Genomic DNA, 13,664 nt, shown 5'->3' on the forward strand with positions numbered 1-13,664 from the left:
CTCGAAAACCTAGCCGCTGAACATCTGCGCCAGCATCAACCGGTAGAGCTCGTCGAGGCGCGCCAGTGCATCGTGCGCGGCGAACTTCTCATGCAGCGCGATGTGGCTTTCGGCGCGTACTCGTTGTGCCAGACCACAGGCCTCGTTGAAACGATTGACCGCGGCGACCATTGACGCCCGGTCGTCATCCATCAGCATCGCCCCGTGTACCAGGCCCACCGGACGCTGGCCACCCTGGCTCTGGCGCCAGCGCTGGGCGGTGCCAACCATTTTGCGCCCGTCGAGGTTGACGTTGAAGCGGCCATCACAGAATGCACCGTCGATTTCGCCAAGGGACGACGAACCACCCAATTCATCCAGCAACTGGCAGATTGGATCGCATAGACGCCGGTAACCGGTCTCGATGCGATTCAGATCCCCTTCGCTGCGTGGTGGCGCATATACCAAGGCGATATTGATCGTTGTGGCGGATTGTGGAACCGGCTCACCGCCGGTATCGCGCAGCAGCACCGGCCACCCCGCCTCCGCCGACACTTCACAGGCAGCCTCGAAACCCGGCAAACGATTCAAGCGGCGCGGCATGACCAGAGCTTGATCGCTCGGTTGCCAGAACAGCAGGCCGAACTCCGCGTCGCCGGCGCAGACCGAGGCCAGCAGATCCTGTTCGGCTTGCAGGCCGGCTTCGATGGTCAGGGAGGTTGGCAGCGACATGGAAGGCTCCGACAGACCTGAGGTCTCTAGGGGATTTGCGGGCCTCTTCGCGGGCAAGCCCGCTCCCACAGTGGAAGCGGTTTGCCTGTGAAGATGTGATTAGTCGAGGGTCGAGCCGCTGACGGGAACGCCACGCTCGGGGAAGAACAGACGCTGCAACTCGGTACCCGGGCTTTCGGCGCGCATGAACGCTTCGCCGACCAGGAATGCGTAGACGTCGCTGATTTCCATCAGTTCGACATCGGCGCGGTTGAGAATGCCGCTCTCGGTGATGACCAGTCGATCGCGCGGAATACGCGGCAACAGGTCGAGGGTGGTTTCCAGGCTGACATCGAAGGTATGCAGGTTGCGGTTGTTGATGCCGACCAGCGGGGTATCGAGGTTTTTCAACGCCCGCTCCAGTTCGTCGCCGTCGTGGACTTCCACCAGCACATCGAGGTTGACGCTTTTGGCCACGGCTGCCAGTTCGGCCATTTTCACGTCATCCAGCGCGGAAACGATCAGCAGCACGCAGTCGGCGCCCAGAGCCCGGGCTTCGACGATCTGGTATGGATCGATCATGAAGTCCTTGCGGATCACCGGCAGCTGGCAAGCCGCACGGGCCTGCTGCAGGTAGGCGTCAGCGCCCTGGAAATAATCGATATCGGTGAGTACCGACAGGCAGGTCGCGCCGCCCTTCTCGTAGCTTCTGGCGATGTCGGCGGGAACGAAGTTCTCGCGGATCACGCCTTTGCTCGGCGAAGCTTTCTTGATTTCGGCAATGACTGCCGGTTGCTTCAGCTTGGCCTGAGCCAGCAAGGCCTTGGCAAAACCACGGGGTGCATCGGCCGTCTTGGCCAGGTTTTCCAGCTCGGCAAGGCTGACGCGAGCGCTACGCTCGGCGACTTCTTCGACCTTGCGCGCCAGAATCTTTTCCAGAACCGTCGGTACACTCATCCCTCATTCTCCACTTTGAATACCGCGGTAAATGCACCCAGTTCCTCAAGCTTTTCTCGAGCGAGGCCGGTATGCAGCGCATCGTGCGCCAAGGCAACGCCTTCTTTCAGGCTGCTGGCATGGTCGGCCGCGTACAGTGCGGCACCGGCATTGAGCATGATCATCTCGGCCGCTTTCTGACCGTTTTCGGTCTTGCGCTTGCCCAGGGCATCGCGAATCAGTTCCAGGGAAGCCGCCGGGCTATCCACGGCCAGGCCATGCAGGCTCTGGCTCTTCATGCCCAGGTCTTCCGGCTCGACCCAATACTCGGTGACCTGGCCGTCCTTCAGTTCAGCGACAAAGGTCGGCGCGGCCAGGCTGAACTCGTCCAGGCCATCCTTCGAATGCACCACCAGCACATGCTTGCTGCCCAGACGTTGCAACACTTCCGCCAGCGGCCGGCACAAGGCCTGGGTAAATACGCCTACCACCTGATGCTTCACGCCGGCCGGATTCGTAAGCGGGCCGAGCATGTTGAACAAAGTACGCAGACCCAGATCCCGACGCGGGCCGGCTGCGTATTTCATTGCACTGTGGTGAGTCTGGGCAAACATGAAACCAATACCAACGTTGTCAATGCAGCGCGCCACTTGCACCGGCGTCAGGTTCAGGTAGATACCGGCCGCCTCCAGCAGGTCGGCACTGCCGCTCTTGCCCGAGACTGCACGGTTGCCATGCTTGGCCACCGTGCAGCCAGCAGCGGAAACCACGAACGCAGCAGCGGTCGACACGTTGAAGATATTGGCACCGTCGCCGCCGGTGCCCACCACATCGACTACACCGTCGAGGGTCTTGAGCTCGACCTTGTCCGCCAGTTCGCGCATCACCGACACCGCACCGACGATTTCGTCGATGCTTTCGCTCTTCATGCGCATGGCCATCATGAACGCGCCAATCTGCGCATCCGAGCATTGCCCGGTCATGATCTCGCGCATCACATCGCGCATTTCATCGGTGCTGAGGTCGAGGTGATCGACGATACGGCTCAGGGCTGTCTTGATGTTCATGAAAAGTCCTTAGCGCGTGCCGCCGGTTTGTTTGAGGAAGTTGGCGAACAGCTCGTGGCCCTGTTCAGTGAGGATCGACTCAGGGTGGAACTGAACGCCTTCGATGTTCAGAGTCTTGTGACGCAGGCCCATGATCTCGTCGACCGAGCCGTCTTCAAGCTGGGTCCAGGCGGTCAGCTCCAGGCAATCGGGCAAGGTTTCGCGCTTGACGATCAATGAATGATAGCGGGTCACCGTCAGCGGACGATTCAAGCCTTCGAATACACCCTTGTCCTCGTGGAATACCGGGCTAGTCTTACCGTGCATCACTTGACGGGCGCGCACCACATCACCGCCAAAGGCCTGGCCGATGGACTGGTGGCCGAGGCAGACGCCAAGAATCGGCAGTTTGCCGGCGAAATGCTTGATCGCTTCAATCGAAATGCCGGCTTCGGTCGGGGTGCAAGGACCGGGGGACACAACGATGCGCTCAGGGTTGAGGGCTTCGATTTCAGCGATGGTCAATTCATCGTTGCGCACGACCTTGACCTGGGAGCCGAGCTCGCCCAGGTACTGCACAACGTTGTAGGTAAAGGAGTCGTAGTTATCGATCATCAGCAACATGGCGTTAATAACCTCTTGAATTCACTGACTTTAAAGATGGCCTTCGAATGATTTACCCGCAGAGCGCTGCGCTTTGTCAGGTGCCGGTGTAGCGCCAGCAAAGCGGCATTTCAAACAGGTAAAGAAGGCAAAGCGATACAGGTCCGGCGAGGCCGGCAAAAGAATTCAGGCGCGCCAACGCCAGCGGGCGTGTGCCTTGATGACTTGATCCAGGAGTTTACTGATGATCAACACGGGGAAGGTCTCGTTCGTACGTCCCGGCACAGTAACTTAGCTGGGCAGAGCGCGCAATATCGCCGGGGGCACTGCCCGCGAAACTATCAAAGGCTTCGCGACAGATGGCAAAAGGCCGGAAGTTTTTGGTACTGTCGTTTCGTTCACTAAAACAATAAATAAACGGACTTGCTCATGATCAAACAGTCGTTGTTTGTACCGCTCGCAGGATGCTTGCTCGCGATGGCATGCGCCCAGGCGAACGCCGCACCTGATCCTTATACAAGCTTCATTGTCTTCGGGGACAGCCTTAACGATGCAGGGACCTTTGCCGACACGGGCGGGCCTGCCGGGGCGACGCAGCGTTTTACCAACCGGACAGGGCCGGTGTACCTGGATGGCAGCGGCGAAGTCCGCTCGCTCAACTCTACGCAGATCCTTGGTGGAAAACTGGGGTTCTCGGCGGACCAGACGGCATCCTCTGCTTCAGCAGTTCGCGCCAGCGAAGGCTTGCCTGATGGTAACAACTGGGCTGTAGGCGGCTATCGTACCGACCAGATTCTTGATTCGATTACCAGCATCTCCGCCACCGGAGAACGCACCCGCGCCGGCTATCTTCCGTCCAATAACTTCCGTGCCGACCCGAATGCACTGTATTACCTGTCCGGTGGCGGTAACGACTTCCTGCAAGGTCGTGTCACCAGCCTGCCCCAGGCCAGTGCCGCCGCCGATCGCCTGGCCGACAGCGTGCAGACGCTGCAAACCGCCGGCGCCAGATACGTCATGGTCTGGTTGCTGCCCGATATCGGCTTCACCCCGGCGTTCAACGGCACCCCGCTGCAAGCGTTCACGTCCCAACTCAGCGCCCAGTTCAACACTGAACTGGTAAGCCGACTGCAAAACATCAATGCCGAAGTCATCCCGCTGAACATTCCGGTACTGCTCAAAGAGACGTTCGCCAACCCGGCACAGTTTGGCCTGGCCACCGACCAGAACCTCATCACCACCTGCTTCAGCGGCAATGGTTGCACCGAGAACGCCCGCTACGGCATCAACAGCGCGACGCCGGACCCGACCAAGCTGATCTACAACGACTCGGTGCACCCCACCGAAGCCGGGCAGCGCCTGATTGCCGATTACGCCTACTCCCTGCTGGCGGCGCCATGGGAGCTGACCTTGCTGCCGGAAATGGCCCAGGGCACCGTGCGCGCGCATCAGGATGAATTGCGCAACCAGTGGCTGGCCGATTGGGAAAACTGGCAAGGCGTCGGCCAATGGCGAGCCATTGTTTCCGGTGGCGGACAGCATCAGGACTTTGACGGTCAGGACAGCGTGGCAAGCGCCGACGGTAACGGAGCCAACCTGAACATCGGTGGCAGCTATCGTCTCGATGACGCCTGGCGTGTTGGCCTGGTGGCCGGTTTCTACAACCAGAAACTCGAAGCCGGCAACAACGACTCCGACTACAAGCTCAACACTTACCTGGGCACGGCATTCGCCCAGTACCAGCAAAACCGTGTGTGGGCCGACGCGGCGCTGACGGCCGGGCATCTGGATTACGACAGCCTCAAGCGTAAATTCCAGCTGGGCGTCAACGAACGCGGCGAAAAAGGCGATACCAGCGGCTACGTCGAAGCCTTCAGCGCACGCGTGGGTTACGACATTGCGCAACAAGCCAGCAGCCCCTGGCACCTGTCGCCGTTTGTCAGCGCCGACTTCTCCAAGGTGCAAGTCGATGGTTACTCGGAGGACGGCAACAACTCCACGGCGCTGACCTTCGCCGATCAGGAGCGTATTTCCCGGCGCCTGGGCGCAGGCCTGATGGGTAAATACCAGATCACCCCGCAAACCCAGGTTTTCGGCGAAGCGGCAATCGAGCGCGAGTACAACGACGATACCCAGGACGTGGACATCAACCTCAACAGCCTGCCAAACAACCAGTTCACGCTGGAAGGCTACACCCCGCAAAGTCACTTGCAGCGTGTGAACCTGGGGGTGAGCCACAACCTCACCAAGGACCTGGCACTGCGTGCCAGCTACAATATTCGCAAGGACGATGACTTCACCCAACAGGGCATCAACCTGGGTGTTGCGCTGGACTTCTGATGTGCAGCCAATAAAAAACGCGGCGCCCTCACAGGCGCCGCGTTTTTTTAAGGTGGTGTAACCCTTGTGGGAGCGAGCTTGCTCGCGATTGCGGTGGGTCAGACAACATCAAAGTGGCAGTAATGGCCCCATCGCGAGCAAGCTCGCTCCCACAGTTTTTTGCGTGAAATCAGGCGTCCGGAGTTTGTTCGGCCAGGGCAACGGCGCGGAACATCGCGCGGCGCTTGTTCAGGGTTTCTTCCCATTCCAGCGCCGGCACCGAGTCGGCGACGATGCCGCCACCGGCCTGCACATGCAGTTCGCCGTTCTTGATCACCGCCGTGCGGATCGCAATGGCGGTGTCCATGTTGCCGTTCCAGGCGAAGTAACCGACCGCACCGCCGTAGACGCCACGCTTGACCGGTTCCAGTTCGTCGATGATTTCCATCGCGCGAATCTTCGGCGCACCGGACAAGGTGCCCGCCGGCAGAATCGCCCGCAGTGCGTCCATGGCCGTCAGCCCGGCTTTCAGTTGCCCGGTGACGTTGGACACAATGTGCATCACGTTGGAGTAACGCTCGATGACCATCTTCTCGGTGAGCTTCACCGAACCGATTTCCGAAACGCGACCGGTGTCGTTACGACCCAGGTCAATCAGCATCAAGTGTTCGGCGATTTCCTTGTCGTCCGACAGCAGGTCTTTTTCCAGCGCCAGGTCAGCCTCTTCGTTGGCGCCCCGTGGACGGGTACCTGCAATCGGGCGCACAGTGATCAGGTTGTCTTCAACCCGCACCAGTACTTCCGGCGAACTGCCGACGACATGGAAGTCGCCGAAGTTGAAGAAGTACATGTAAGGCGTCGGGTTGAAGCAGCGCAGCGCGCGGTACAGATCGATGGGTGCCGCCTTGAAGTCGATCGACATGCGCTGGGACGGCACGACCTGCATGCAATCACCGGCCAGGATGTATTCCTTGATGGTGTCGACGGCTTTTTCGTAATCGCTCTGGGTGAAGCTGGAGCGGAACACCGGGTCAGCCGATTGTTGCTTGCTGAAGTCCAGGCCACGGCGTGGGGTGATCGGCTGGCGGAGTTTTTCCAGCAGCTCTTCCAGGCGCGCGCGACCTTGTTCGAAGGCGTCTTCCTGCGCCGGGTCGGCCAGGACGATGGCGTGCATCTTGCCAGCCAGGTTATCGAACACCACCACGGCGTCGGACACCATCAGCAGAATGTCCGGTACGCCCAGCGGGTCCGGATTCGGGCATTTGCCCAGGCGCTTCTCGACATAACGCACGCAGTCATAGCCGAAGTAACCCACCAGGCCGCCGTTGAAACGCGGCAGGCCGGCAATGGTCGGCACGTTGTAGCGCGCCTTGAAGGCTTCGACGAAGGCCAGCGGGTCTTCCACGTCGTGGCTCTCGGTCTCTACGCCATCGACGGTCACACTGACGTGATGATCGTGAACCCGCAGCACGGTGCGGCACGGCAGGCCGATGATCGAGTAACGGCCCCACTTCTCGCCGCCCTGTACGGACTCCAGCAAGTAGGAGTTGGGCTCGTCGGCCAGCTTCAGATAGATCGACAGCGGCGTGTCGAAGTCGGCCAGGGTTTCGCAGGCAAGCGGGATGCGGTTGTAGCCGGCAGCGGCCAAACGCAGGAATTCTTCGCGGATCATGAGGTGCCTCGTGGCTTGAGGGTCGAACAGTCAGGTATGCAAACGCGCCGGATAACCGGCCAGAATCAAGTCAGGCGCGCCAACGCCAGCGGGCCAGGGCCTTGATGACTTTCATCCAGAGTTTGCGAGTGACCACCACGATGGCGTTTCCAGAAGGGGGTTTGACAGCGTCGGCCAACGTTATCTCAGCGGCTGGATCCAGGCAACCGGGAATTAGCTTGCGCAGGTCGTCGATCACCATTGCCGGCGATTCTTCCGCGATCGGCCGACCGTGGTTATAGCCGTAGCTCAGGGCCACGCACTTGACCCCCGCCGCTTTCGCCGCCAGCACATCGCTGCGCGAATCGCCGACAAACAACGACTGCGAAGCCGGAATGTTGGCCATTTTCATCACGAAAAACAGCGCGGCCGGGTCGGGTTTTTTCTGTGGCAGGGTGTCGCCGCCGATGATCCAGCGGAAATAACGGCCGATTTTCATCTGGTCCAGCAGCGGCGCGACGAAACGCTCCGGCTTGTTGGTGATCAGCGCCATCTCGACGCCCTGCTTTTTCAGCCATTTGAGGGTGTCGCGCACGCCGGGATAAACCACGGTCAACTCATGGCTCTCGCCATAAGCCTGCATGAAATACTCCAGCGCCTGTTCGGCCTCGTGGTTATCGACCGCCGAATGATCGATAGCGCCAGCCAGCGCACGACGCACCAGCACCGGCGCGCCGTTGCCGACCCATTCGCGTACCGCGTCCAGACCGGCGGGCTTGCGACCGAGTTTGAGCAGCATCTTGTCCACAGCCACTGCCAGGTCCGGGACAGAGTCGATCAAGGTACCGTCCAGATCGAACATCACCAGCCGCGGCAGTTGCCCCGGGAACAACTGCTCAAAGCCGCTCATGGGCGAGCCAGCGCCAGTTCGGAGCGCATCTGCTCGATGACTTCCTGATAGTTCGGCGCATTGAAGATGGCCGAGCCGGCGACGAAGGTGTCAGCGCCTGCCGCCGCGATTTCGCGAATGTTGTTCACGTTCACGCCGCCGTCGATTTCCAGGCGAATGTCACGGCCCGACGCATCGATCAACGCCCGCGCTTCGCGCAGCTTGTCGAGGGTACCAGGGATGAACTTCTGCCCGCCGAAGCCCGGGTTGACGCTCATCAGCAGGATCATGTCGACCTTGTCCATTACGTACTTGAGCACATCCAGCGGAGTCGCCGGGTTGAACACCAGGCCCGACTTGCAGCCGCCTTCGCGGATCAGTTGCAGGGAACGGTCGACGTGCTGGGTGGCTTCCGGGTGGAAGGTGATGTAGGTCGCACCGGCTTCGATGAAGTCGCCAACGATGCGGTCCACCGGGCTGACCATCAGGTGCGCGTCGATCGGCGCTGTCACGCCGTACTTGCGCAGTGCCGAGCAGACCATCGGGCCGATGGTCAGGTTTGGTACGTAGTGGTTGTCCATGACATCGAAGTGCACGAAGTCGGCGCCGGCGGCCAGGACGTTGTCCACTTCTTCACCCAGGCGGGCGAAGTCGGCGGAGAGAATCGACGGAGCAATTACGAAGGGCTGCATGACGCACCTTTTCTGAGCAGAATCACGATGGCGCGCATTGTATACCTCATGCTTTGACGCGCGCACCGTGAGCGCGATGATTGGACCTTGCCATCATCCATCGACGGCAGAGCCTCTAGTACGCCGCGCGATAGATCTTCTCGATATCGACGGCACTCAACTTGCGAGGGTTATTGCGCATCAGGCGCTCAATCCCCGCCGCTTCCACGGCCATGGACGCAATGGCGTCTTCAGGTACACCGAAACTGTGCAGGCCCTGGGGAATTTCCACGGCGGCACACAGCTCGGTCATGGCTTGCACGGCTTTGTCAGCCGCGTCGTTGACACTCAGATGAGCGGTCTTCACGCCCATGGCCTCGGCGATATCCTGCATGCGTTCGATGCAGGCCATCTTGTTCCAGGTCATGACATGGGGCAGTAGCAAAGCATTACTGACGCCATGGGCAATGTTGAAGCGCCCGCCCAGCGGATACGCCAACGCATGCACCGCGCCGACCCCGGCATTGCCGAACGCCATACCGGCCATCAGGCTGGCAGTGGCCATGTCTTCCCGGGCTTGCAGGTTCGACGGGTTGGCGTAGGCCTTGGGCAGAGCCTTGGCGATCAACTTGATGGCGCCGATGGCCAGGGCATCGGTAATCGGCGAGGCGTTGACCGACAGATAGGACTCGATGGCATGCACCAGCGCATCGACGCCGCTGGCCGCCGTGACGCCGCGCGGACAGGTCAGGGTCATTTGCGGACTGACCAGCGCCACATCGGGTAACAGATAGTCGCTGACAATGCCCTTCTTCAGTTGCGCGACCTTGTCGGAAAGGATAGCGACGTTGGTCACTTCCGAACCGGTGCCAGCGGTGGTCGGGATGGCGATCAGCGGCGGGCCTTTGCGCGGGACCTGATCGATACCGAACAGATCCTCCAGCGCACCGTGGTACCCGGCGTAGGCCGCCACGCTCTTGGCAATGTCGATTGCACTGCCGCCGCCGAGGCCAATCAAGCCGTCATGCCCGCCGTCGCGATAGACCTGCATGCAATCTTCGACGATGGCGATTTCAGGGTCCGGCAACACCCTGTCGAAAATCTCGTAACTGCGTTCGCCCAACTGCGCCAGTGCCAGCTCTACCGTGCCGGACTTGACCAGGGCGGCATCGGTGACGATCAGCGGGTTGTCGATGTCCAGACGTGTCAGCTCGGCGGCCAGTTGCTCGATGGCACCTGCGCCGGTGATCAGTTTGTGAGCGATTTTGAAAGAGGAAAGACTCATGTGCGCAGCCTCTTATCGGTAGGGGAGCTGGGCACAATAGTAGCTGGGGATTGGGGTTTGTCTGCCATTCAGGTCGTGAATGACCGGGCACCCCAAAAACGCCACAAACAACTGTGGGAGCGGGCTTGCTCGCGAAGGCGGTGTGTCATTCAACTAATACATCAGCTGACACTCCGCTTTCGCGAGCAAGCCCGCTCCCACATTTTTACCGGGTTCGGCTTCAGACCTGCGCAGTACGCAGTTTCTCGCTACGCCCACGTAGCCATTCCAGGGTCAGCAGCAGGATCACCGAGAAAGCAATCAGCAGCGTCGCGGCGGCGGCGATGGTCGGGCTGAGGTTTTCGCGGATGCCGCTGAACATCTGCCGTGGCAGGGTCGCTTGTTCAGGGCCGGCGAGGAACAGCGTCACCACCACCTCATCGAACGACGTCGCGAAGGCAAACAGCGCCCCGGAGATCACGCCCGGTGCAATCAGCGGCAAGGTCACACGGCGGAACGTGGTCAGTGGCGAAGCACCCAGGCTCGCAGCAGCCCGCACCAGGTTGTGATTGAACCCCTGCAAGGTCGCCGACACGGTAATGATCACGAACGGCACACCCAATACCGCATGTACCACGATCAGCGAGAAGAAGCTGTTACCCAATCCCAGTGGAGCAAAGAACAGGTAACTGGCCACACCAATGATCACCACCGGCACCACCATCGGTGAAATCACCAGCGCCATCACCAGCGCCTTGCCGGGGAAGTCGCCCCGGGTCAGGCCGATCGCCGCCAGCGTACCGAAGACCATCGCCAGCACCGTGGCCGCCGGGGCGACGATGATGCTGTTCTTCAGGGCGCGCATCCACTCCGCCGAGGCGAAGAAGTCGTGATACCACTGCAGCGAGAAGCCTTGCAGCGGGTACACCAGGAAGCTGCCGGAGTTGAACGACAGCGGAATGATCACCAGCACCGGCAGGATCAGGAACAACAGAATCAAGCCGCAGAGAATCCGCAAGCTGTAGAACCACACCCGTTCGATGGGCGACATATAAGGACTCAGCATTTCGTTCTCCCCTTAACTCAGGCGCAGGCGGCTTGCGCCTACCAGCCAGCTGTAAATCAGATAAAGCACAACCGTCGCGAGCAACAGCAGCCCACCGAGTGCGGTCGCCATGCCCCAGTTGATGCTGGTGTTGGTGTAGAAGGCGACAAAGTAGCTGACCATCTGATCGTTCGGGCTGCCCAGCAACGCCGGGGTGATGTAGTAGCCGATGGCGAGGATGAACACCAACAGGCAACCGGCGCCGACGCCGGCATAGGTCTGCGGGAAGTACACCCGCCAGAAGCTGGCGAACGGATGGCAGCCGAGGGAAATCGCGGCGCGCATGTAGGTCGGCGAGATGCCTTTCATAACGCTGTAGATCGGCAGGATCATGAACGGCAGCAGGATGTGCACCATGGAGATGTAGACACCGACGCGGTTGAACACCAGCTCGATCGGCTTATCGATGATCCCCATGGCCATCAGACCGCTGTTGATCAGGCCACCCGATTGCAGCAACACGATCCACGCCGCGACGCGTACCAGGATCGAGGTCCAGAACGGCAACAGCACCAGGATCATCAGCAGGTTGCTCTGACGCGACGGCAGGTTCGCCAGCAGATAAGCCAGGGGATACGCCAGCACCAGGCAGATCACGGTGATGATCAGGCCCATCCAGAAGGTGCGAGCGAAGATGTCGAGGTAGATCGCCTGATCCGGGGTGGCCGGAGCGATTTCGCCGAGGTCGTCGATGCGATGATCGACAGCCGCCAACAGGTAATACGGGGTGATGCTGCTGGTGTTGCGACGCACCGCTTGCCAGTAGGCCGGGTCGCCCCAACGCTCATCGAGGCCTTCCAGCGCTTCTTTATAAGAAGCCGGCTCAGTGGCGAGCGGCAAGGCGCGGGCGGTTTTGGTCAGCAGGCTGCGGTAGCCGGCCAGTTCCATGTTCAGCCGCTTGGACAGATCGCCCAGGGTCTGATTCTTGCGAGCCTCGGCGAGGTCTTCGGCCGCTGCTTTATAAACCGGTTCAGCGGGCAGGCCGCGGCCGTCCCAACTGGCGATGGCGGTCACGGTGCGCGGCATGCCGCCGACCACTTCCGGATTGCCAACGCTTTTGTAGAGCAGCGCCACGATCGGCACCAGGAACACCAACAACAGAAACAGCACCAGCGGCGCGATCAACGCCTGGGCCTTCCAGCGGTTGACCCGCTCGGCGTGCTTGAGCCGCTGCTTCAAGGTGGGGCTGGTGCCCTCGTTCAGGGGAACGGCGATAGCCATGACGTACTCCGGGAATCTTTGATCGTTACAGAGATGGAAATACCACCTCGATCGTTATTGTGGGAGCGGGCTTGCTCGCGAAGGCATCAGCACATTCAGCATCGCTGTTGACTGACACTCCGTTTTCGCGAGCAAGCCCGCTCCCACAGGTGGGGTAAGCCCACCATCACAAGGTTCTGCTTATTTGGCAGCCCAGGCGTTGAAGCGCTGTTCCAGTTGCTCGCCGTTGTCAGCCCAGAAGCTGACGTCGATCTGCACCTGGTTGGCGATGTTTTCCGGGGTGGTCGGCATGTCTTTCAGGACATCCTTGGCCAGCAAGGGTACGGCCTGAGTGTTGGCCGGGCCGTAGGCGATGTTTTCCGAGTAGGTCTTCTGCTGCTGTGGCAACACCGAGAAGGCGATGAATTTCTTCGCAGCTTCGGCGCGTTTGGCATCCAGACCTTTTGGAATGGCCCATGCGTCGAAGTCGTAGATGCCGCCGTTCCACACCACTTTCAGGTTGCTTTCTTTCTGCACGGCAGCGATCCGGCCGTTGTAGGCCGAGCTCATGACCACGTCACCGGAAGCGAGGTATTGCGGCGGTTGTGCGCCGGCTTCCCACCACTGGATGTTCGGCTTGAGCTCATCGAGTTTCTTGAACGCGCGGTCCTGACCGTCCTTGCCGGCCAGCACCTTGTAGACGTCTTTCGGTGCAACGCCGTCGGCCATCAGTGCGAATTCCAGGGTGTACTTGGCGCCCTTGCGCAGGCCACGCTTGCCCGGGAACTGCTTGGTGTCCCAGAAATCCACCCAACTGGTCGGTGCGCTTTTCAGTTTGTCGGCGTTGTAGGCCAGCACGGTCGACCACACGAAGAAACCCACGCCGCATGGCTGAATAGCGCCCTTGACGTAGTCTTCGGTCTTGCCGAACAACTTCGGATCAAGTTGCTCGAACATGTCCTCGTCGCAACCACGGGACAGCTCCGGCGATTCAACCTCTACCAGATCCCAGGACACGCTCTTGGTATCGACCATGGCCTTGACCTTGGCCATTTCGCCGTTGTACTCGCCGGCCACGATCTTGCCATTGCCTGCCGCTTCCCACGGTGCGTAGAAGGCTTTGACCTGAGCCGCCTTGTTCGCGCCGCCAAAGGACACCACGGTCAGGTCCGGGCCGGCCGCCATTGCGTGTGCCGCGCCCATCATGCCCAGTGCCAAAGCGGTGAATTTCAGGGATCTCAACATTTATTGTTCTCTCCACGTGCAGGGTTGGTGTTGGTGTTGCCGGGG

The 13,664-nt window shown here is 60.5% G+C and carries 12 protein-coding genes; 1 reads left to right on the plus strand and 11 read right to left on the minus strand.

Annotated elements, in window-relative coordinates; all coding sequences use genetic code 11:
* Window positions 1–9 precede the first annotated feature (9 nt).
* From AC07W4_RS05315 to AC07W4_RS05330, 4 genes are all read right to left on the minus strand, one after another.
* Window positions 10–711 carry a lipoate--protein ligase family protein gene (locus tag AC07W4_RS05315; RefSeq protein ID WP_495031748.1) on the minus strand — a complete coding sequence of 234 codons (702 nt, stop codon included), beginning with the start codon at window positions 709–711 and terminating at the stop codon, window positions 10–12.
* A 99-nt stretch (window positions 712–810) separates the two neighbouring features.
* On the minus strand, window positions 811–1,647 hold the full coding sequence (gene trpC / locus AC07W4_RS05320; protein WP_495031749.1) for an indole-3-glycerol phosphate synthase TrpC: 837 nt from the start codon (window positions 1,645–1,647) through the stop codon (window positions 811–813).
* Window positions 1,644–2,693: an anthranilate phosphoribosyltransferase gene (trpD, locus tag AC07W4_RS05325; protein ID WP_008051646.1), complete on the minus strand. Its 1,050-nt coding sequence runs from the start codon at window positions 2,691–2,693 to the stop codon at window positions 1,644–1,646. The genes trpC and trpD overlap by 4 nt, the downstream gene beginning before the upstream one ends.
* A 9-nt stretch (window positions 2,694–2,702) precedes the next feature.
* Window positions 2,703–3,296: an aminodeoxychorismate/anthranilate synthase component II gene (locus AC07W4_RS05330; RefSeq protein WP_007906885.1), complete on the minus strand. Its 594-nt coding sequence runs from the start codon at window positions 3,294–3,296 to the stop codon at window positions 2,703–2,705.
* 408 nt (window positions 3,297–3,704) lie between these two features.
* Between AC07W4_RS05330 and estP the strand changes: the two genes are divergently transcribed.
* Window positions 3,705–5,615 (plus strand): esterase EstP, encoded by a 1,911-nt coding sequence (gene estP, locus AC07W4_RS05335; RefSeq protein WP_495031750.1) that lies wholly within the window; start codon window positions 3,705–3,707, stop codon window positions 5,613–5,615.
* A gap of 169 nt (window positions 5,616–5,784) precedes the next feature.
* On the opposite strand, the gene trpE is transcribed toward estP, so the two are convergent.
* The 7 genes from trpE to AC07W4_RS05370 all read right to left on the minus strand — a co-directional run bounded on the left by trpE (window position 5,785) and on the right by AC07W4_RS05370 (window position 13,619).
* A complete protein-coding gene (trpE, locus tag AC07W4_RS05340) occupies window positions 5,785–7,266 on the minus strand; it encodes an anthranilate synthase component I (RefSeq protein WP_495031751.1) in 1,482 nt (493 codons plus the stop codon).
* A gap of 70 nt (window positions 7,267–7,336) precedes the next feature.
* A complete protein-coding gene (locus AC07W4_RS05345) occupies window positions 7,337–8,155 on the minus strand; it encodes a phosphoglycolate phosphatase (protein WP_008051643.1) in 819 nt (272 codons plus the stop codon).
* Complete coding sequence (gene rpe, locus AC07W4_RS05350) at window positions 8,152–8,826, minus strand: ribulose-phosphate 3-epimerase (RefSeq protein ID WP_495031752.1); 675 nt, start codon at window positions 8,824–8,826, stop codon at window positions 8,152–8,154. Before rpe ends, AC07W4_RS05345 begins: the two co-directional genes overlap by 4 nt.
* Before the next feature lie 115 nt (window positions 8,827–8,941).
* Complete coding sequence (locus AC07W4_RS05355; RefSeq protein ID WP_495031753.1) at window positions 8,942–10,090, minus strand: iron-containing alcohol dehydrogenase; 1,149 nt, start codon at window positions 10,088–10,090, stop codon at window positions 8,942–8,944.
* 220 nt (window positions 10,091–10,310) lie between these two features.
* On the minus strand, window positions 10,311–11,135 hold the full coding sequence (locus tag AC07W4_RS05360; protein WP_007980200.1) for an ABC transporter permease: 825 nt from the start codon (window positions 11,133–11,135) through the stop codon (window positions 10,311–10,313).
* Between the two features lie 12 nt (window positions 11,136–11,147).
* Window positions 11,148–12,395: an ABC transporter permease gene (locus AC07W4_RS05365; RefSeq protein ID WP_007980201.1), complete on the minus strand. Its 1,248-nt coding sequence runs from the start codon at window positions 12,393–12,395 to the stop codon at window positions 11,148–11,150.
* A gap of 180 nt (window positions 12,396–12,575) precedes the next feature.
* Window positions 12,576–13,619: an ABC transporter substrate-binding protein gene (locus AC07W4_RS05370; protein WP_495031754.1), complete on the minus strand. Its 1,044-nt coding sequence runs from the start codon at window positions 13,617–13,619 to the stop codon at window positions 12,576–12,578.
* Window positions 13,620–13,664 lie beyond the last annotated feature (45 nt).

The sequence above is a fragment of the Pseudomonas sp. GW821-FHT02A08 genome (assembly GCF_059422045.1).

What these genes read in the sequence shown, in the direction of transcription:
- AC07W4_RS05330 (WP_007906885.1), bottom strand. Translation starts at nt 3,296, where the DNA reads ATGTTGCTGATGATCGATAACTACGACTCCTTTACCTACAACGTTGTG.
- AC07W4_RS05315 (WP_495031748.1), bottom strand. Translation starts at nt 711, where the DNA reads ATGTCGCTGCCAACCTCCCTGACCATCGAAGCCGGCCTGCAAGCCGAA.
- AC07W4_RS05355 (WP_495031753.1), bottom strand. Translation starts at nt 10,090, where the DNA reads ATGAGTCTTTCCTCTTTCAAAATCGCTCACAAACTGATCACCGGCGCA.
- trpE (WP_495031751.1), bottom strand. Translation starts at nt 7,266, where the DNA reads ATGATCCGCGAAGAATTCCTGCGTTTGGCCGCTGCCGGCTACAACCGC.
- rpe (WP_495031752.1), bottom strand. Translation starts at nt 8,826, where the DNA reads ATGCAGCCCTTCGTAATTGCTCCGTCGATTCTCTCCGCCGACTTCGCC.
- trpD (WP_008051646.1), bottom strand. Translation starts at nt 2,693, where the DNA reads ATGAACATCAAGACAGCCCTGAGCCGTATCGTCGATCACCTCGACCTC.
- trpC (WP_495031749.1), bottom strand. Translation starts at nt 1,647, where the DNA reads ATGAGTGTACCGACGGTTCTGGAAAAGATTCTGGCGCGCAAGGTCGAA.
- AC07W4_RS05360 (WP_007980200.1), bottom strand. Translation starts at nt 11,135, where the DNA reads ATGCTGAGTCCTTATATGTCGCCCATCGAACGGGTGTGGTTCTACAGC.
- AC07W4_RS05365 (WP_007980201.1), bottom strand. Translation starts at nt 12,395, where the DNA reads ATGGCTATCGCCGTTCCCCTGAACGAGGGCACCAGCCCCACCTTGAAG.
- estP (WP_495031750.1), top strand. Translation starts at nt 3,705, where the DNA reads ATGATCAAACAGTCGTTGTTTGTACCGCTCGCAGGATGCTTGCTCGCG.
- AC07W4_RS05370 (WP_495031754.1), bottom strand. Translation starts at nt 13,619, where the DNA reads ATGTTGAGATCCCTGAAATTCACCGCTTTGGCACTGGGCATGATGGGC.
- AC07W4_RS05345 (WP_008051643.1), bottom strand. Translation starts at nt 8,155, where the DNA reads ATGAGCGGCTTTGAGCAGTTGTTCCCGGGGCAACTGCCGCGGCTGGTG.